Annotated in this window: 20 protein-coding genes and 1 tRNA gene; 17 read left to right on the forward strand and 4 right to left on the reverse strand. The window is 40.8% G+C overall.

The genetic code is table 11. From position 1 onward, the window contains the following. Positions 1-130 precede the first annotated feature (130 nt). Complete coding sequence (locus LZP46_RS05150) at positions 131-1,138, reverse strand: sulfate ABC transporter substrate-binding protein (RefSeq protein ID WP_236094885.1); 1,008 nt, start codon at positions 1,136-1,138, stop codon at positions 131-133. A 159-nt stretch (positions 1,139-1,297) separates the two neighbouring features. On the opposite strand from LZP46_RS05150, the gene pabC reads away from it, so the two are divergent. From pabC to LZP46_RS05170, 4 genes are all read left to right on the forward strand, one after another. After that, positions 1,298-2,131, forward strand: a complete 834-nt coding sequence (pabC, locus tag LZP46_RS05155; RefSeq protein WP_236094886.1) for an aminodeoxychorismate lyase — start codon at positions 1,298-1,300, stop codon at positions 2,129-2,131. Further along, a complete protein-coding gene (gene mltG / locus LZP46_RS05160; protein WP_236094887.1) occupies positions 2,124-3,188 on the forward strand; it encodes an endolytic transglycosylase MltG in 1,065 nt (354 codons plus the stop codon). The genes pabC and mltG overlap by 8 nt, the downstream gene beginning before the upstream one ends. 2 nt (positions 3,189-3,190) lie before the next feature. Next, a complete protein-coding gene (gene tmk / locus LZP46_RS05165; RefSeq protein WP_236094888.1) occupies positions 3,191-3,799 on the forward strand; it encodes a dTMP kinase in 609 nt (202 codons plus the stop codon). Positions 3,800-4,176: 377 nt separating this feature from the next. Continuing rightward, complete coding sequence (locus tag LZP46_RS05170; RefSeq protein WP_236094889.1) at positions 4,177-4,584, forward strand: PaaI family thioesterase; 408 nt, start codon at positions 4,177-4,179, stop codon at positions 4,582-4,584. Positions 4,585-4,922: 338 nt separating this feature from the next. Here LZP46_RS05170 and nadB read toward each other — a convergent pair whose 3' ends face one another. Then, the gene (gene nadB / locus LZP46_RS05175; protein WP_236094890.1) at positions 4,923-6,557 is read right to left on the reverse strand and encodes an L-aspartate oxidase; all 1,635 of its coding nucleotides are present in this window, start codon (positions 6,555-6,557) and stop codon (positions 4,923-4,925) included. A 331-nt stretch (positions 6,558-6,888) separates the two neighbouring features. Between nadB and LZP46_RS05180 the strand changes: the two genes are divergently transcribed. The 11 genes from LZP46_RS05180 (at position 6,889) to LZP46_RS05230 (ending at position 16,339) form a co-directional block, all read left to right on the forward strand. Next, positions 6,889-8,271, forward strand: a complete 1,383-nt coding sequence (locus LZP46_RS05180) for a Do family serine endopeptidase (protein ID WP_236094891.1) — start codon at positions 6,889-6,891, stop codon at positions 8,269-8,271. A 167-nt stretch (positions 8,272-8,438) separates the two neighbouring features. After that, the gene (locus LZP46_RS05185; RefSeq protein ID WP_236094892.1) at positions 8,439-8,894 is read left to right on the forward strand and encodes an acyl-CoA thioesterase; all 456 of its coding nucleotides are present in this window, start codon (positions 8,439-8,441) and stop codon (positions 8,892-8,894) included. A 309-nt stretch (positions 8,895-9,203) separates the two neighbouring features. Then, entirely contained in the window at positions 9,204-11,021 is a 1,818-nt protein-coding gene (lepA, locus tag LZP46_RS05190; protein WP_236094893.1) for a translation elongation factor 4, read from the forward strand. 21 nt (positions 11,022-11,042) lie between these two features. Next, positions 11,043-11,870, forward strand: a complete 828-nt coding sequence (gene lepB, locus LZP46_RS05195; RefSeq protein ID WP_236094894.1) for a signal peptidase I — start codon at positions 11,043-11,045, stop codon at positions 11,868-11,870. 24 nt (positions 11,871-11,894) lie between these two features. Then, positions 11,895-12,266, forward strand: a complete 372-nt coding sequence (locus tag LZP46_RS05200) for a DUF4845 domain-containing protein (RefSeq protein WP_230244174.1) — start codon at positions 11,895-11,897, stop codon at positions 12,264-12,266. Continuing rightward, on the forward strand, positions 12,238-12,939 hold the full coding sequence (gene rnc, locus LZP46_RS05205) for a ribonuclease III (RefSeq protein ID WP_236094895.1): 702 nt from the start codon (positions 12,238-12,240) through the stop codon (positions 12,937-12,939). The genes LZP46_RS05200 and rnc overlap by 29 nt, the downstream gene beginning before the upstream one ends. Then, positions 12,936-13,964 carry a GTPase Era gene (gene era, locus LZP46_RS05210; protein ID WP_442863541.1) on the forward strand — a complete coding sequence of 343 codons (1,029 nt, stop codon included), beginning with the start codon at positions 12,936-12,938 and terminating at the stop codon, positions 13,962-13,964. Before rnc ends, era begins: the two co-directional genes overlap by 4 nt. A 22-nt stretch (positions 13,965-13,986) precedes the next feature. Further along, positions 13,987-14,187, forward strand: a complete 201-nt coding sequence (locus LZP46_RS05215) for an NF038104 family lipoprotein (RefSeq protein ID WP_236094896.1) — start codon at positions 13,987-13,989, stop codon at positions 14,185-14,187. An 8-nt stretch (positions 14,188-14,195) separates the two neighbouring features. Next, a complete protein-coding gene (gene recO / locus LZP46_RS05220) occupies positions 14,196-14,909 on the forward strand; it encodes a DNA repair protein RecO (protein ID WP_236095176.1) in 714 nt (237 codons plus the stop codon). 11 nt (positions 14,910-14,920) lie between these two features. Next, positions 14,921-15,646, forward strand: a complete 726-nt coding sequence (gene pdxJ, locus LZP46_RS05225) for a pyridoxine 5'-phosphate synthase (RefSeq protein WP_236095177.1) — start codon at positions 14,921-14,923, stop codon at positions 15,644-15,646. A gap of 39 nt (positions 15,647-15,685) precedes the next feature. Beyond that, a complete protein-coding gene (locus LZP46_RS05230) occupies positions 15,686-16,339 on the forward strand; it encodes a tRNA-(ms[2]io[6]A)-hydroxylase (protein ID WP_236094897.1) in 654 nt (217 codons plus the stop codon). Positions 16,340-16,620: 281 nt separating this feature from the next. Here LZP46_RS05230 and LZP46_RS05235 read toward each other — a convergent pair. Continuing rightward, positions 16,621-16,696: transfer RNA gene (locus LZP46_RS05235), tRNA-Asn, on the reverse strand. A 249-nt stretch (positions 16,697-16,945) separates the two neighbouring features. Between LZP46_RS05235 and LZP46_RS05240 the strand changes: the two genes are divergently transcribed. Together LZP46_RS05240 and LZP46_RS05245 are read left to right on the forward strand one after the other, a co-directional pair. Next, positions 16,946-17,404 carry a hypothetical protein gene (locus LZP46_RS05240; RefSeq protein ID WP_236094898.1) on the forward strand — a complete coding sequence of 153 codons (459 nt, stop codon included), beginning with the start codon at positions 16,946-16,948 and terminating at the stop codon, positions 17,402-17,404. A gap of 139 nt (positions 17,405-17,543) precedes the next feature. Then, entirely contained in the window at positions 17,544-18,371 is an 828-nt protein-coding gene (locus LZP46_RS05245) for a DMT family transporter (protein WP_236094899.1), read from the forward strand. A 196-nt stretch (positions 18,372-18,567) separates the two neighbouring features. On the opposite strand, the gene LZP46_RS05250 is transcribed toward LZP46_RS05245, so the two are convergent. Continuing rightward, on the reverse strand, positions 18,568-19,803 hold the full coding sequence (locus LZP46_RS05250; RefSeq protein ID WP_236094900.1) for a pyridoxal phosphate-dependent aminotransferase: 1,236 nt from the start codon (positions 19,801-19,803) through the stop codon (positions 18,568-18,570). Between the last annotated feature and the right edge of the window lie 89 nt (positions 19,804-19,892).

Genomic DNA, 19,892 nt, shown 5'->3' on the forward strand with positions numbered 1-19,892 from the left:
TTAAAAATGAATTTTATATGAATAAAAAAGATATATGTGAATCAGGTAAAAATGCGTTTGTGAAAACACCCGCATTTTTCAATTTGGGTGTTTTCAGCTAGAGCTTTGGTATGATTTACCTTTCGGAGTATTATTTGGTTTGGTTGGCTTTGACAATCTGATCGAAAATACCGCCATTTTCAAAGTGTTGTTTTTGGACTTTGTTCCATCCACCAAAGGCTTGATTAATGGTCACCAACTTCAATGGTTTAAATTGCGACTTATATTGTGCCAATACCTTAGCATTACGTGGTCGATAATAATGCTTTGCAGCAATATTTTGACCCGCAGGTGAATAGAGGTAGTTTAAATAGGCTTTGGCTAAGTGTTGATTACCATCTTTTTGCACATTTTTCTCTACAATTGCCACAGGTGGTTCAGCCAAAATGGATAGAGAAGGGGTAATGATTTTAAATTTGCCTGGTTGTTCACGCACGGCTAAATAGGCTTCATTTTCCCAAGCCAACAAAACATCACCAATGCCACGTTCTGCAAAAGTGGTGGTTGCGCCACGTGCGCCTGAATCCAACACTTTGGTTTGTTTATAAATTTGGCGCACAAATTCTTGTGCTTTGGTATCACTGCCCGCAGGTTGATGTTTTGCCCATGCCCACGCTGCCAAATAGTTCCAGCGTGCACCACCAGATGTTTTTGGATTTGGGGTAATGATTTCTACCCCTGGTTTGATCAAATCACCCCAATCTTGAATACCTTTCGGATTGCCTTTACGCACTAAAAATACAATTGTGGATGTATAAGGAGTCGAGTTGTGCGGAAATTTCTTTTGCCAGTCTTTGGGCAATAGCCCACGTTTGGCAATTTCATCAATATCGGCAGCTAGCGCCAAAGTCACGACATCGGCACCCAAACCATCAATTACCGCACGTGCCTGTTTGCCCGAACCACCATGTGATTGTTTAAAGTTAATGTTTTGCCCAGTGGCTTTTTTCCAGTACGCACCAAAATCTTTGTTAAAGTTATCGTATAATTCACGGGTTGGATCATAAGACACATTCAGAAAGTCTTTTGCAGAAACGCTCAAGGTTGTTGCCGAAAGTACGGCTGCCAGTAGTCCAATTTTCAGTTTTGTAAAGTTCATTTTTGACCTCATGTATTAAATATGTTGTTGAATGAGGCAAGCATATCGGTAGTCTATTTGCTGAAAAAATAATTTAAAATGCGGTGAATATGAGTAAATGATAAATATAAATTTCTTCATTGTTTTCTATATTTAGAGATAAATAACGAGTACTTTTCCATGCATTGTTATAAAAATGCCATGCCAACTGGGCAGATTGATGTGTTAGATCGCGCGTTTCATTATGGCGACGGATGCTTTAGCACTGCACGTATTCGCCAAAATCAAATTGAATTATTTGACCGCCATTTGGCGCGTTTGCAATATGCCAATTGCAAACTTTATTTAAATGCTAACCTTGAGTTAATCACTGAAACATTGACGCTTTTAAAACAGGCGCATGGCGAATTAAATGGCACTTTAAAGATTATTATAAGTCGTGGTGTGGGGCAGCGTGGTTACAGTTTGCCTGATCATCCTGCTGATGTTTGGGTGTTTTTCTATCCACAAGTGCAAGCATCTTTAGAAACAGCATATCATTATGACATCATTCAAAGTGGCGTCTTGACACAAGCGATAGGACTGAGCATGCCGAATTTAATTGGGCTGAAAAGTCTAAACAGACTTGAACAGGTATTGCTCAAACAAGAAGCCGATCATAAAGGCTGGGCAGAAGCTTTGGTTACTGATGTACAGGGCAGTGTGGTTGAAGGTGTGAGTAGTAATTGTTTCATTCGTATAAACAATACATGGATTACCCCGCAACTTGGTTATAATGGCGTGCACGGTGTCATGCGGGCAGAAATTTTATCGCGCATGCAACAACAGAATTTACATTGTGAACAGCGTGATGTTCATGTTTCGGAAATTGCGCAGATTCAAAGTCTGTTTTTCTGTAACGCTTTAACGCCTATGAAAATTGTTAGCCATTTAGGGCAGCAGGTTTTAGATGTGCAGCCGTGTGTGGAACTATTTAAGCAACTTCAACTGAATCAGATTCATTCTTATGTCTAAGCGTCCATCAAAATCTAAAAAGAAAACCAAAACTATGCGGTCTAAGCGTGCTATTCAGGGCACGCTTATTTTTATACTCGGACTATTTTTGGTCGTTGGCATGATCTTATGGTCCAGCTTATTTAAAGATTATCCAGTTGAAGGAAAAAAACAATTATTGGCGATTAATGATGGTGATACTTACTCACGTTTTATTGATCGTTTGGCAGAACAAGATCATGTGAATTTTCCAATTGTTTTAAAACTCTATCAACGGGTGATGATTCACGACAGCATGAAAAAAGGCGTGTATGAAGTCCGTCAGGGCATGAGTGTACGTCAGGTTTTGGAAATGATCGCCAATGCTGAAAATGCACAAATGAACCGTATTTTGGTGATCGAAGGTACGACCTTTAAACAATTGATTGATGCGTTAAAGAAAGATGAGCTGGTCACAAAAGAAGTGTCGCATTTGCCGTATGATCAAATGCTCAAAGCTTTAAATATTCCTTTTACACATCCCGAAGGTTTATTTGCGCCGAATACCTATTTCTTTGCCAAAGGTGAAACTGACCGTAAAATTTTAACCGATTTGTATCAGCGTCAAATGAAATCATTGGATGATGCTTGGAATAATCGTGCAGCAGATTTGCCCTATAAAAATAAATATGAAGCTTTAATCATGGCATCTATTATTGAAAAAGAAACTAATGTTGATGCGGAATTAGAGCAAGTTTCAGGTGTGTTTGTACGTCGTTTAAAACTGGGTATGCGTTTACAGACTGACCCAACCGTCATTTATGGTATGGGAGATCGTTATCAGGGTAATATCACCCGTAAGGATTTACGCACTCCAACGCCATACAACACCTATACCATGAGTGGCTTAACGCCAACACCAATTGCTTTGCCAAGTCAAAAAGCCATTGAAGCGGCGATGCATCCAGACCAATCTGACAACATTTATTTTGTGGCGACAGGTAACGGTGGACATAAATTTAGCACCAATTTGCAAGATCATAACCGTGCCGTGCAGGAATATTTAAATGTACTGCGCGCGAAAAAATCAGGGGAATAAGCATGTTTATCAGTTTTGAAGGCACCGAAGGGGTAGGCAAAACGACGCTTATTCGCCGTATTCATGATTATTTTACTGCACAAGGTCAGTCGGTGGTTTTAACCCGTGAGCCAGGTGGAACCCCTATGGCAGAGCAAATTCGTGCTTTGTTACTCGCGGTCAACCATGAAGAAAAAATGTGTTCAGACACTGAGTTATTGTTGATGTATGCAGCGCGTGCTCAGCATTTAGATCAGGTGATTTTACCTGCGTTGGCTGCAGGAAAAACCGTGCTATGTGATCGTTTTAGTGATGCCAGTTTTGCTTATCAATGTGCGGGACGTGGATTGAGTGAAAACAAGTTGCAGACTTTAAATAATAACTTTGTCGCACGTATGCCTGACTTAACTTTTTGGCTCGATGCACCGATTGAACTGGGTATGACCCGTGCACGAGCGCGTGGAGAGCTTGACCGTTTTGAGCAAGAGAAAGCAACTTTCTTTGAGAAGGTAAGGGGTGGCTATCAAACTTTATGGGAGCGGCATCCTGAGCGAGTGAAGCGTTTAGATGCAACACAAAGTCCAGATCAAGTATTTGCACAAGCAATGAGCTATCTACAAGCGAAGGTATAACAAACAAATGCATAACAAGCCAACGGGTCATATTAGGGTCTGTTGACGATTCGTCTATGTTTGCGACGACGCATATTTTTTAGCTGATATAAGGCATGGGACAGGAAATTTAGTCATTCTAAATCACTGGCACATAACGCAATAGCAGCAAAAAATATGCTCGTTCCGAAGGACTGTGGCTAAAACTTTCTCAGATTGCGTTATGAAGCTTGGTAATAGTCTCGCTATTCCCTGCGTTTCATGCCTGATCTGCTTAGTTTTAGCCTACAGCGCAAGCCATTTATGAAATGTCAACAGACCCTAGACATTTGATTGAATGGAAAAATCTTCTATAGTGGAAATGCTTAGAAGATTTTTTTAAATAGTGAATATTAAGTATGACCAAAGAAGAAATTATTGAATTTTTAAAAGTAGAGTTTCCGCAAAGTCTGGAAAAATGTGAAATTGTGTCCATCACGCCACGTGGCGCATTGGTAAATTATCACATCGATGAACGTGATTTACGCCCAGGTGGTACGGTATCAGGGCCGACTATGATGACTGTTGCAGACTATGCACTTTATATCGCCATTCTAGGAGAGTTGGGGTTGGTGGCTTTAGCGGTGACCAGTAATTTAAACATCAACTTTTTACGCAAGCCCGCAGCAGGGCGTAATTTACGTGGTGAATGTCGCTTAATGAAAGTAGGGAAAAACCTTGTAGTCGGTGAGGTTTGGGTATATTCCGAAGGTGTAGATGATGCCGTGGCGCATGTCACAGGGACGTATTCGATTCCACAAGTGTAAGTGTTTAAAGCTACAATATGAAAAATAATAGATCAACATTTCGCTTAAAGTTTACAGTTCAATCGCCTAAGTAAATTTGGTTGATCTTTTATTCTTATTTTGTCATTGATCGTTTTCATCCATGCCATTGAATTGAAAAATAGCCTAAGCAAAACTAATATTTGGCAGCTTAAAAATGATCAACGAGATATTATTTTTATAAAAGTGCAGGGGATGTTCAGGAAACTTTTGTAGAAATGATGGTCAAAAAAGAGAAGTAAAACGAAATAGATAACTGCAAAATAAAAATAACGATGATTGAAAATATCAAACTTTCAATCACCGCTATTCAACCGACTTTATTCATTCACCAATGGAGTTTCCACTTGGAAATTAGGTGGAATGAGCACAGTTTTACGCAATTCAGGCGCAAGCTCAGGATAATCCAGCGTGAAGTGTAAACCACGTGATTCTTTGCGTTGCATGGCACAGCGCACAATCATTTCAGAAACCAGAACCAAATTACGCAGCTCAATCAAGTTTTTACTGACTTGATAATCCTGATAATACTCGGTAATTTCACGTTTCAGCATTTCAATACGGTGCAAGGCACGCTCTAAACGCTTAGTGGTGCGTACAATCCCAACATAGTTCCACATGGTTGCACGTAGCTCATCCCAGTTTTGTAAAATCACCACATCTTCATCAGGGTTAGTGACTTGAGAATCATCCCAAGCAGGGACTTCAGGCGAGCTATAATCTGCGGTGTAATGGGCTTCAATATGTTTGGCGGCTGCCATTCCATAGACAAAACATTCTAAAAGAGAGTTACTTGCCATACGGTTAGCGCCATGCAAACCTGTATAAGAAGTTTCACCAATCGCATATAAACCTGCAATATCGGTTTGGCTATGTTCATCCACCATCACACCACCACAAGTGTAGTGGGCAGCAGGTACAACAGGAATCATATCTGTAGTGATATCAATGCCTAATTCCAGCAAACGTGCATACAGTGTAGGGAAGTGTTCCTTGACAAATTCTGCAGGCTTGTGGGTAATATCTAGCCATACATGACGAATACCCAAACGCTTGATTTCATAGTCAATTGCACGTGCCACAATGTCACGTGGTGCCAACTCTGCACGCTCATCAAAACGCAGCATAAAACGCTCACCATCGGGTAAACGCAAATATGCGCCTTCGCCACGCATGGCTTCAGTAATTAAAAACGAACGCGCCTGAGGATGATACAAACAGGTCGGATGAAATTGGTTAAATTCCATATTTGCCACACGACAACCTGCACGGTATGCCATGGCCATACCATCACCTGTGGCAATGTCTGGGTTAGATGTATATAGATAGGCTTTCATTGCACCACCGCAGGCAAGTGCGGTAAATGGCGCAAGGAAACTATGCACTTTTTGTGTTTTTTCATCTAGTACATATAAGCCCAAAGCGCGATTGCTTTCATTTAAACCTAATTTTTGCGAGGTAATTAAGTCAATCGCAATATAATTTTCAAAAATGGTGATGTTTTGCTGTTCTTGGGCACGTTGTACCAAAGTGGTCGAAATTGCGCGCCCCGTTGCATCGGCAGCGTGAATAATACGTCGCTGTGAGTGACCACCTTCACGGGTTAAGTGCAACTGTTCTTGTTCATCTAAAGTAAATTGCACACCTTGTTTCAGCAGAAAATCTACCGAAGGTTTGCCGCCTTCGACTGTTTGTTTGACGGCATCCATTTCACATAAATGTGCACCTGCAATCATGGTGTCATCTATATGTTGTTCAATTGAATCAGTTTCATCAAGCACTGCTGCGACACCGCCTTGCGCATAGAAAGTGCTGGCTTCAGTGAGGGTAGATTTCGCCAAAACGGCAATATTGAAATGCTGGGGTAATGAGAGCGCTAAACTCAAACCTGCACCACCACTTCCCACAATAATCACATCAAATTGATGTGTTGTGTTTAAATTAGGCATGTCCATCAGCTAATTTGAAAAAAGTTGGATAATGACACCGCTTTTTACACAAAAAGGCAAGTGAGAAGTGGATTTGAATAATGAAAAAAAAGAATAAAATAGCAACTTTTATGGAATATCCTGCTTTTATTGGGAATGGATCCAATGCATTTCATTTATAGCACTTTGACGCATCATTTTTGATGGGTCAAATATAAGATGCTATCTCAGCTATCCTCCACAGTGCCTGCCAAACCGTAATTGAAAAAGATTCAACATTTTATTACGCAAAAGTCTATTATTTTGTGATAAATAAGATGTGTTCAAAGTCATAATTATTATTGAGTGAATGCTATTTATGAAAAATCGCAACTTAAAAAAAGGTTTATATGCGGCTGTTTTTACTATGGCAACAGTGCAGACTCAAGCAGCACCACCAGTAGACTTTTCAAATTTGGTTGAGCAGGTTAGCCCTGCGGTAGTGAGTGTCAATGTTGTCAAAAAAATGAGTCAGGAAGAACTCTTACAACAACAAGTTCCCGAAATTTTACGCCGTTTTTTTGGCAATCAAGTGATCATTCCTCAACAACAGATTCCTCAAGAAAAAACAGGCTATGGCAGTGCCTTTTTTATTAGTAAAGATGGGTACCTTTTAACCAATCACCACGTTGTTGAAGATGCTTCGAAAGTTACCATTGTATTCAATGATCGTCGTGAACTTGATGCAACTGTTGTGGGCAGTGATGAGCGTACCGATGTCGCGTTATTAAAAGTTCAGGGTACAAGTTTCCCAGAACTGCGTACAGGTAATGTCGATCAATTGCGTGTAGGTGAGCCGGTACTTGCGATTGGGTCTCCATTTGGCTTTGACTATTCTGCATCGGCAGGAATCGTAAGTGCCAAAATGCGTAATATGATGGGTGAAACTTCCGTTCCATTTATTCAGACCGATGTAGCTTTAAACCCAGGTAACTCAGGCGGGCCATTGTTCAACCAGCGTGGTGAAGTGGTTGGCGTGAACTCTCGCATTTTTAGTGGTACGGGCGGTTATATGGGGCTGTCATTCTCTATTCCTATTGATGTTGCCATGGATGTTGCCGATCAGCTAAAGCGTAATGGTAAAGTGACTCGCTCTTATTTAGGGGTGAGTTTGCAAGATATTGACCGCAATCTGGCAGAATCTTATAAACTCAGTAAACCTGAAGGGTCATTAATTACTCAAGTAGCACCAAATTCACCTGCGGCGCGTGCAGGTTTACGTGCGGGTGATGTGATTCTTAAATACAACGGCACACCTATTTCCAGAACGTCTGAATTGTTGAACTATTTAAACCGCTCAGTGCCCAATCAAAGTATTCAGCTTGAAGTGTTACGTGATGATAAACGCCGTAATATTACCGCTACGGTAAGCACTGCACCTGATGACACTCCTGCCAAAAATAACCCTGACACAGCAGCTAAAGGTCCTGTTTTAGGGGTATCGATTCGCGATTTAAGTGTTGCAGAACAACGCCAATTAGATATTAAAGGCGGTGTGCTCATTCAGGAAGTGCGTCGTGGTGGTTCGGCTGCGCAGGCGCGTATTATGCCAGGCGATGTGGTGGTACAATTGAATAATACGCCAATCCAAAATGCTAACCAATTTGTTGAAACAGTATCTACCCTGAAACAAGGTACAGTTGCACGTGTGGTGATTATTCGTCAAGGACAACGTGCAATTATTGGCATGCGTATTCAATAAGTTGATGTGGCATAAAATCGTGAATCAATCTAAAATTTAGAATCTTACTAAACTTTAGATAGTCACTTATTTTAAGAAAGTCGCTCTCGAATTAGGGCGACTTTTTTATGTAACTCGGTATTTTTGTTAGACTAGACCGTCATGGCAGTTTTAGTTAAAAGGATGACATGAGCAGCATATTTGATGTAAAAATCACCGTACAGCCAGAACATATTGATATTTTAGGGCATGTCAATAATGTGGTGTACGTGCAATGGATGCAGGATGTGGCATCGGCACATATCGAAACATTAGGTTTAGGGGTGCAGGAATACTTAAAATTAAAACATGCGATGGTGGCGGTGGAACAACATGTGCAATATCGTAAAGCGGCACTCGAAGGTGAGGAGCTGATTTTGCGTACATGGTTAAGCGACTTGAATGCGTTGTATTCTTTTCGCCAATATGCGTTTTATCGCCCTCAAGATAAAAGTCTGCTGTTTATGGGCAATACGCAATGGGCTTGTGTGGAAATTGCTACAGGTCGTCCAAAACGCATGTCACCGACATTTACGCAGGCCTATCAACCGCTTACTGCTGATGTAAATCCTTTAGATTTTAGTGAGTATGATTCATTAAGATGAGTGGAATCACCAAGTGTAGCATCATTGAAAGTTGCTGCATATTATTGCTGTCGATGTTGTTAAAGAAGGTATTCACCTGTTTCAAATAGCATGAAGTATTCTTCAATCCTCACTTTAATCACGACATAAATCTCTGCATAAAAAGCCTGAAACTCTCGAATAAAAAGAAAAATGCGTGAGGCTGCAAAAGGAAGTCATTATTATGGATACATTGAAAAATCCATCTGCTATAATCCTTCGCAATTTCTATTCGGCTTTTGCTCTGCATGAATTTTTAGGTGCAGAGCGTGTTATTTTTCAAGGTAACCCATGGCGCAAGCTAAAAAAACTGTTGATATTAAAAACATCCGTAACTTTTCGATCATTGCCCATATTGACCATGGTAAATCGACTCTAGCAGATCGTTTCATTCAAACCTGTGGTGGCTTACAAGATCGTGAGATGCAAGCTCAGGTGTTGGATTCTATGGAGCTTGAGCGTGAGCGTGGGATTACCATTAAAGCCACCTCGGTGACTTTATACTACAACCATCCAAATGGTCAGGAATACCAATTAAACTTCATTGACACCCCAGGACACGTTGACTTTTCCTATGAAGTCTCACGTTCTTTGGCAGCCTGTGAAGGTGCGTTATTGGTGGTTGATGCGGCACAAGGGGTGGAAGCGCAATCTGTTGCAAACTGCTATACCGCAATCGAGCAAGGCTTAGAGGTTTTACCTGTACTGAATAAAATTGATTTACCACAGGCAGAACCTGAGCGTGTGATTCATGAAATTGAAGAAATTATTGGTATCGAAGCGCAAGATGCACCTACCTGTTCGGCTAAAACAGGTTTAGGCATCGACAATGTATTAGAAACCTTGGTGAGTGTCATTCCTGCACCACAAGGTGATCGTGATGCGCCCTTGCAAGCCTTAATTATTGATTCATGGTTTGATAACTATCTAGGCGTTGTGTCGTTAGTACGTATCAAGCAAGGTCGTGTGCGTAAAGGCGATAAAATGTTGATGAAATCGACAGGTCAAACGCACATTATTACCTCAGTTGGTATTTTTAATCCAAAACATACCGAAACAGGTATTTTGGAAGCAGGTGAGGTGGGCTTTGTTATTGCGGGTATTAAAGACATTTTTGGTGCACCAGTGGGCGATACCATTACACTCGCAACAACACCAGAAGTAGAAACCTTGCCTGGCTTTAAAAAAGTTAAGCCGCAGGTCTATGCAGGTTTATTCCCAATTGATGCCAGCGACTTTGAACCGTTCCGTGAAGCATTGCACAAACTACAAATTAACGACTCAGCTTTGTTCTTTGAACCTGAAAGTTCAGATGCTTTAGGCTTTGGTTTCCGTTGTGGTTTCTTGGGCATGTTGCACATGGAAATCGTACAAGAGCGTTTAGAGCGTGAGTACGACTTAGACCTGATTTCATCGGCACCAACGGTTATTTATGAAGCCGTGATGAAAAATGGCGAAACAATTTATATCGACAGTCCTTCTAAAATGCCTGATGGTTCAACTGTAGAAGATTTGCGTGAACCGATTGCAGAATGTCATATTTTAGTGCCACAAGAATACTTGGGTAATGTCATGACCTTATGTATTGAGCGTCGTGGTGTGCAAAAAGACATGAAATTCTTGGGTAACCAAGTGTCCATTACTTTTGAAATTCCGATGGCAGAAGTCGTGATGGACTTCTTTGATAAATTGAAGTCATGTTCACGTGGTTTTGCATCGTTAGATTATAACTTTGTCCGTTTTGAAAGCTCATCTTTGGTTAAAGTCGATGTACTGATTAACGGTGAAAAAGTCGATGCCTTAGCTATGATTTGCCACCGTCAAGATGCACGTCACCGTGGTATTGCCTTGGTTGAAAAAATGAAAGACTTGATTCCGCGTCAAATGTTTGATGTGGCTATTCAGGCTGCGATTGGTGCGCAAATTATTGCGCGCTCAACCGTGAAAGCGATGCGTAAAAACGTACTTGCGAAGTGCTATGGCGGTGACGTTTCTCGTAAAAAGAAACTACTTGCCAAGCAAAAAGAAGGTAAGAAACGTATGAAGCAAGTGGGAAGTGTTGAAATCCCGCAAGAAGCTTTCTTAGCTGTACTTAAAGTCGAACGCTAAAATTATAAGGATAATAAACCCATGGATTTTGATTTTAATTTGATTCTCGTTCCTGCCACATTATTTTTTATTGCGGTGTGGCTGCTCGATAAATTTGTATTTAAGCAAAGAGCAACGAAAGGGCGAGGCAATGAAAACTTCATTATCACATGGGCTTATGATTTTTGGCCTGTTTTGGCAGTGGTGATGGTACTGCGTTCATTCCTGTATGAACCATTTAATATTCCGTCAGATTCTATGGTGCCAACTTTAGAAACGGGGGATTTTATTTTGGTGAACAAGTTTGAATACGGTGTGCGTTTGCCAATTATCAACAGCAAAATTATAGATGTGGGTTCGCCTGAACGTGGTGAGGTTGCGGTGTTCCGTTATCCACCACAACCAAGCATTAGCTATATTAAGCGTATTGTCGGTTTACCAGGTGATCATATTGTTTATGACCATGGTCAGTTAAGCATCAATGGTAAAAAAGTAACAAAAACTCCAATCCAATTTAGCCGTGAAAAAGACAGTTTAGATACACCTACATCAATTTACCATCAGGAAACTTTAGGTGCGCATACATTTACCATGCGCGAACTTGAAGGTGTCAACGTGGCACGTCAGGCACCATTCCTGAACTATGTAGACAATGGTAAATATTCAGCAGAAAATGGTTTATATTGGGAAGTTAAAGTACCTGACGGTCATTACTTCGCGATGGGGGATAACCGCGATCAAAGTGCTGACAGTCGTTTCTGGGGCTTTGTACCAGAGGAAAACCTAACAGGTCGTGCGTTCTATGTGTGGATGCATAAAGAGCCTGGGTTTAATTTGCCGTCATTTAGTCGTAACGGCAAAATTGATTAATAGAGCAGATTAGGAAAATAAAAAATGCGTCATCAACAAGGGGCATCTTATATTGCAATTTTAATTGCAATTATTGGTTTTGCATTTATGGCAAAAGTAGCAGTTGCAGTTTGGGGACCATATTTCGATGATCGAATGTTGGACAATCAAATTGAAGAGCAATTGTTGAATGGGCCAAAAAATCTATCACCACAACAGTTTATTGGTGAAATGGACAAACGTTTAAGCATGAACAACATTCGCGATATTAAATTTGCAGATGTGGCTCAAGTGACCAACGTAGATGGTTTAGAAGTGAAAAAAGAATATGAAATAAGAAAACCTTTCTTATTGAATATTGATATTGTAATGAAGTTCGAGAAAAGTTTTGATCAAAGCTCAGTCCAAGCTAAATGAGACCCGTCTAGCCAGCCGAGTCGGTTATCAGTTTAAGCAACCTGAATTGCTTAAACTGGCTTTGACTCACCGCTCGGTGAGTCATAAACACAATTATGAACGCCTAGAATTTCTAGGCGATTCGTTGTTGGGAATGATTGTTGCCAATTATTTATATGAGGCCTATCCTCACGAAAATGAAGGGCGTTTAACGCGTATGCGGGCAACACTGGTACGTCAAGAAGCCTTAGGCAAAATCGCCAATGATTTAAAGCTTAGCCAAAATTTAATTCTCAGTACTGGTGAATTGAAATCTGGCGGTCATCATCGTGAGTCTATACTGGCAGATACCGTAGAAGCGATTATTGGCGCCATATATGTCGATAGCGGTGATTTGAATTTGCTGCAAACGATTGTGCTAAAATGGTACAGCCCTTATTTAGATCATATTGAGCCAACCGATCAACTCAAAGACCCTAAATCACGTTTACAAGAATATTTACAAGCACGTAAAAAACCTCTCCCAGTTTACGAGGTTGTAGATATTCAGGGTGATGCCCCGAATCAGCATTTCATTGTCGAATGCCGAGTCGATAGCTTGCCTGTAATGAAGGGTGAAGGTTCAAGCCGTCGCTTTGCCGAACAGGCAGTTGCGGCAGATATTTTAAAATTTTTGGAGCAAAAGTCTGAATGACCATCCATTCCGATCACGTAGATGCTGATCACGAGTCGAATAACGACGCCAATGAGCTGATTAACCAATTCTTTAGCGGTCAGGGAACTGAAATTCCATCTGATTTCCGCAGTGGTTTTGTTGCGATTGTGGGTCGCCCGAATGTGGGTAAATCGACCCTCATGAACCATTTATTGGGTCAAAAACTTTCCATTACTTCACGTAAACCGCAAACTACACGTCATAAAATTGTGGGAATTGATTCACGTGAAAAATCTCAGGCTGTATTTGTAGACACGCCAGGGATGCATAAAAAAGAAGTTCGTGCCATCAATAAAATGATGAATCGTGCTGCATCATCTGCTTTGCGCGATGTGAACTTGGTTTTGTTTGTCGTAGATGCCCAAAAATGGACACAAAATGATGAGTTAGTCCTAGAAAAGCTGAAAAATGCTGAAATGCCAGTGATTTTGGTGATTAACAAACTCGACACCTTTGAAAATAAAAATCAGGCTTTGCCGATTATTCAAGAACGTGCCAAGTTAATGAACTTTGCCGAAATTGTTCCTGTATCGGCATTGCGCGGTGCGAACCTAGATCATTTGCGTGACACGATCGAACGCTATTTGCCATTTCAGCCGCCGTTGTATTCGCTAGATCAAATCACAGATCGTTCAGAGCGTTTCTTGGCATCTGAAGTTATTCGTGAAAAGATCATGCGCCAATTGGGCGAAGAATTGCCTTACGATTTAACCGTGCAAATCGAATCTTTTAAAACTGAAGATGCGGTTTTAAATGAAAAAACAGGTCGTATGAAAGCGCCTTGTACCTATATTGATGCCACTATTTTTGTCGATCGTCCAGGTCAAAAAGCCATTGTGATTGGTGAAAAAGGCGCAAAGCTGAAAAAAATTGGTATGGATGCGCGGGTTGACATGGAAAAAATGTTCGAGCAAAAAATCATGCTGACGCTTTGGGTGAAAGTCAAAGGTGGTTGGTCTGATGATGAACGTGCATTAAAAAGCTTAGGATATAGTGATATCTAAGTTTGACGAAAAGGGAACTGTGATGATGAAAGTCTTGGCCATTGTGGCATGTATGTTGGTCTTGCAAGGTTGTATTCACAAAGTTGTGACAGTTCCCGTAAAAGTCGCCTACAAAACTACAAAAGGCGTGGTGAAAGGCACTGCTGCTGTGGTCGGCGCGGTCATTCCAGATGGGGATGACGAAGAACAATCAAAACAAAAATCCTCTAAAGAACAGGATTAATTAACGTAATCATGCGTAATGAAATCTTGCATGGTTATTTAATACATCATCGAAAATACCGTGAACGTAGCTATATTGTGCATTTGTTTACCCGTGAGCATGGGCGGGTCGATGGTATTTTAAGACAAATGCCACCACCACAATATCAACCGATTCGCATACAAGCTTCGGGAAAATCGGATCTTAAAAATTTCACTAAACTCGAAATTGTTAATCAACCCGTTTTTTTCTTTGGTGATGCATTTTTTTCGGGCTTTTATTTAAATGAAATCGTGTTGCGCTTGTGTTCTGCAGAAGTGGAAATGCCTGAAACTTTTGTGCAATATCACCAGACTTTAGCGCACTTACAACACTTATCTAGTCAAGAAAATCCCAATCTATTCTTAAGACAAATTTTGCGTCAGTTTGAACATGCTTTATTGGAAGAATTAGGCTATGCCATTGATTTTTCAGTTGATGCGAACCAAGAGCCGATTCAGCCAAATATGCATTATCATTTTCAACTGAATGATGGTTTTATCCCCACCGCGCAAGCATCACGAACAAATTTGCTTGGCGTACAGATCCTGAGTATGTGCGACTATGAAAAAGGTAGGGATTTTAATCCAGAGCAGTTACAATTACTGTCTCGGCTGTATCGACAAATGATTAGTTCACTGTTGGGTGATCGACCCTTAAAAAGTCGCCAATTGTGGATTCAGAATTCTCAAACCCAAGCGTAATTTAGGAACCTATTATGGCTTTACTCGGTGTCAATATTGACCATGTGGCAACTTTAAGACAAGCGCGTGGCACGAACTATCCAGACCCTGTAAAGGCCGCATTAGTTTGTGAACAGGCAGGTGCAGAGGGAATTACTTTGCATTTGCGTGAAGACCGTCGTCATATTCAGGATGATGATGTGCGTCGCATGCGTCCGTTGTTAAAAACCCGCATGAATTTGGAAATGGCAGTCACTGAAGAAATGATCGAGTTTGCCAAGGAAATTCGTCCACAGAATGTGTGTTTAGTACCTGAACGCCGTGAAGAAGTGACCACTGAAGGTGGTTTGGATGTAGTAGGAAATTTTGCAGCAGTTAAGGCCGCTACCCAGGAATTAACAGCGATTGGTTGTGATGTATCACTCTTTATTGATGCAGAACTAGCACAAATTGATGCGGCTGTTGCGTGTGGTGCACCGACCATTGAAATCCATACAGGCGCGTATGCCAATGCAGAAAATGAAGCTGCACAGCAAGCTGAATTGACCCGTATTGTTCAGGGCGTAGAATACGCAACTAGCCGTGGTTTGGTGATTAATGCAGGACATGGCTTGAACTTGGATAATGTGGGTGCAATTGCCGCTATTCAACACATCCATGAGTTAAATATTGGTCACGCGTTAATTGGTGATGCTGTATTTGTTGGCTTAGAACAGGCTGTTAAACGCATGAAAGCCGCGATTGATGCAGCGCGTTAATCTGTATATTTGAAATTGAAAGATAAAATTTGAAACCTTATGTCCAGCATAAATTATGATGAATTGATGCAGCCTGTAATGGCATTTTTAGGCTGTGAAACACCCAAAGAATGGTTGAATGAAGCATTAAATAATTTAGATATTTTGATGCAAGATCACGCCAACTGTGAGAAAAAAGCAGCAGGCACAGCCATGAATCTGATGTTTCGTTACAGCTTTTTTATCGATTTGCAGGTCAAACTGGCACAGTTGGTACGCGAAGAAATGTTGCATTATGAACAGGTGCTAGAGTTGATGGCAAAGCGTGGGCAAACGTGGCAAGGTTTAAGTGCAGGGCGTTATGCAGGTGGTTTACGTAAAGAAATCCGCACCTATGAACCCGAAGCATTGATTGATGTTTTGGTGATTGGTGCCTTTGTAGAAGCACGTTCATGCGAGCGTTTTTATGCGCTTGCGCCACTGGTGGATGAAGAATTAGGAAAGTATTACCGTTATTTGCTTAAATCAGAATCACGTCATTATGAAGATTATTTGGCGCTGGCTTTGGATGTGGCAAAAACGGCAAAACTGAAAAACCCAGAAGAAGATATTCAGGGGCGAATTCAACATATGCGTGAAGTGGAAAAGAATCTTATTTTAAGTCCAGATCATCTGTTTCGTTTTCATAGTGGTGTGCCAGTGCAAGCAGCTTAAAACTTGTAGATGATCTAAGATAGAAAACGGAACTTCGGTTCCGTTTTTTTATCAATCAAGTTATTGCTTAGGTATTTTGATTGTGGATTGTTGCCTAAGTCACTTAGAAATGATCAAGGCTAAGATTAGGAATTACATTAAGCTGAATTGCCCAAAACAGTTACATTCATCTTTTTGAATGATTGAGGGATGAATCGCTGCTTAGATATTTACAGACCATATCATCCATAAATTTTAGGCAATAAAAAACCCAAGTCGTTATGCTTGGGTTTTTTAGAATTTGGCTCTCCCACCTGGGCTCGAACCAGGGACCTGCGGATTAACAGTCCGTCGCTCTACCGACTGAGCTATGGGAGAATCTGAATGCGATTATAAGCAGATTTAAGCAAGGGTCAAGCATAAATTGTCATGTTTCGTTCATTTTGACTTTATATGCTTTTTATTTGAACAAAAAACAAAATTTTATAAAAAAATCACCCATAAAACTTGCGTTACACAAAATCGGTCGTTAGTCTGAGTAACAGAACAAGGCGTTTAAGTAGATCTTAAACAGTGTGGATTTAACCCAACTTGCCAGCACTAAAATGGCTAAATCGGAGTAAGCGAATGAATACGCTCAGCATTTCTGATATTTTTTCTCAATTTTCTTATTATCAAGAACATTATCTTTCTATCCTGTCTGCGCCTGAACAATACTATACTGCTGTAAAAGGTGCATATATTCACGTCTGGCCTTTTGCACCTCAAGATTTGTATCTGGGCGATTTATTGCAATTGTGGTTTAGTGAAAAATGGCTCATTCAATCAACCTGTCAATTGCTTTCAGACCATCCAGACAACGGCACCAAAAAACCATTGCCGCGTGATCATGATTTATATTTGTACCAACTAGCAGGCAGCGCACTTTCGGGGAGCAACCGTTCACGTGTATGGTCTGTGTCTGAACAAAAACAATTGCGTGTAGAATTAGACTCTGCTTTTCGCTATTTATGTGAATATAAAGCGACATCACAACCTGCAGTGTCTAAATCAGAACTGATTGCTGCGTTGAAAAACGGTGTTTAATCTAAATAGTGTTTAATCTATGATGATTTATCATTTCAGCCAAATAGATTTGCATTGAATCGAGCTAAATGACTTGCACTAAAATAGTGTTATTAACTGCGATAAAGATTTGCGAACAGCTTGAAAAGGATATTCAGCCGTGTGGATTAAAATATGTATTGCCATGCTCGCATTTGCTGCAAATTCTTTGCTGTGTCGTTTGGCATTGGCTCAACAGCAAATTGATCCTATGAGTTTTAGTTTGCTCCGAGTTGGCAGCGGGGCGGTGTGCTTAGGCATATTCTATGTTGTTTTGCAGGTTCAACAACCAATTCAATTCCAATGGAAATCTGCCCTAAGCCTTGCTGTATATCTACTTGGTTTTTCGTTGGCATATTTGCATATTGATGCAGGCATAGGTGCATTAATTCTATTTGGCGCAGTGCAAATCACCATGATCAGCTATGCGATTTTGCATGGTGAGCGCATGACTTTACCGCGTTGGGTCGGGTTGGGCTGCGCTATATTAGGGATGGGCTTGTTGTTATTGCCTGAAGCTAGTACACCAACGCTCAAATACGCATTAATGATGTTGCTGGCAGGTATTGCATGGGGTTTTTATAGCATTGCTGCAAAGACGATGCAGCATGCTTTAACCAATACGCTGTCTAATTTTATTTTGGCCACACCAGTTGTTGCTGTATTTTTTCTTTGGCATTTACCTGCAAGTTTTATCACTTGGCAGGGTGTGGTTTTGGCTGTGTTGTCGGGTGCATTGGCTTCGGCTGGGGCGTATGTGTTGTGGTATAGCATTGTGAAAAAAATTGATCACATTACCGCAAGTACTGTGCAACTTTCTGTTCCGTGTTTGGCGATTTTAGGCGGTGTGATTTTTTTAGGTGAACAACTCACCCTGTTGATGGTCGTGGCAACCTTGATTGTGTTATGTGGTATTTTGATGGTGATTTTAACTAAACCACGTGTATAAAACCGTTTAGATTGCAGCGGGTTTGGTCTTTTATTGAATTTCTTATATCTATCAAGAAATGATTGTGAGGCTTTTTTAAAGCGTTGTTTGTGATCTCTCTCCTCAGAAAGAAGGGGAAATAGTGAGTGAAAAAACGCAATTAAAAACAAAAACCCACGATTCAATCGTGGGTTTTGTTCATCTAAACAGGTTTAGATTATTTTGCAGCTTTTTCAGCTTCGATTGAAGCAATCGCTTCATCTACACCTTCAATTGATTCAGCAGCTTTTTTGATACGTGCAAGCGCATCTACAAGTACTTCGTCTGCAGTTGCATAAGAAATACGCATGAAACCACCTAAACCGAACGCATCACCAGGAACAACGGCAACACCAGTTTCTTCCAATAACCAAGCAGAGAATTCTGTGCAAGATTTTAAGCCTTTCGCACGAATTAATGGTTTGATGTTTGCATACGCATAGAACGCGCCATCTGCAGGTAAGCAAGAAATACCTTTGATGTCATTCAAGCCATTTACAACTAAGTCATGACGGCGTTTGAATGCTTCAACCATTGGCTCAAGTACGTCTTGTGGGCCGTTCAATGCAGCTTCTGCAGCAACTTGCGAAATAGAAGTTGGGTTAGAAGTCGATTGAGATTGAATTTTCTTCATCGCACCAATTAGTTTAGCAGGGCCCGCTGCATAGCCAATACGCCAGCCAGTCATTGCATAAGCTTTAGACACACCGTTTAACACGATTGTGCGGTCATAAAGGTCTGGTGCAACTGTCGCGATGTTATAGAACTCATCATCCCAACGGATTGGTTCGTACATATCGTCAGATGCAATGAATACTTCAGGGTATTTGCGTAGTACAGCAGCCAAAGCTTCTAATTCAGCTTTAGTGTAGATCATACCTGTAGGGTTAGATGGGCTGTTTAACACCACTAAACGTGTTTTGTCAGTGATCGCAGCTTCTAATTGTTCAGGTGAGATTTTGAAGCGTTGTTCTTCACCACATTCCACAATAACTGGCACGCCTTCAGCAATAATCACCATATCTGGATAGCTTACCCAGAACGGTGCAGGGATAATCACTTCATCACCCTTGTTTAACAAAGCCAACGCCAAGTTAAAGAATGATTGCTTACCACCACAAGAAACCAAAATTTGGTTCGCTTGGTAGTCAAGATTATTGTCACGTTTTAATTTTGCGATAATGGCTTTTTTAAGACCAGGCGTACCGTCAACAGCAGTATATTTTGTAAAACCGTTATTAATTGCTGCAATAGCTGCATCTTTGATGTGTTGTGGTGTATCGAAATCCGGTTCACCTGCACCCAAACCAATAACGTTATGACCCGCAGCTTTAAGTTCAGCGGCTTTATTGGTTACTGCAAGTGTTGGGGACGGTTTGATGGCATTGACACGATCAGAGAGACGTACGTCCACGGCATATTCCTTCTTATAGGGATAAAAAAATAAAAAGCATATTATCTTAGCCTAAATTCGATGTCTGCGTCGTTTAAAATTGCATCAAA

It is taken from the genome of Acinetobacter sp. SCLZS86, from assembly GCF_021560715.1.
Lineage (GTDB): Bacteria > Pseudomonadota > Gammaproteobacteria > Pseudomonadales > Moraxellaceae > Acinetobacter > Acinetobacter towneri_A.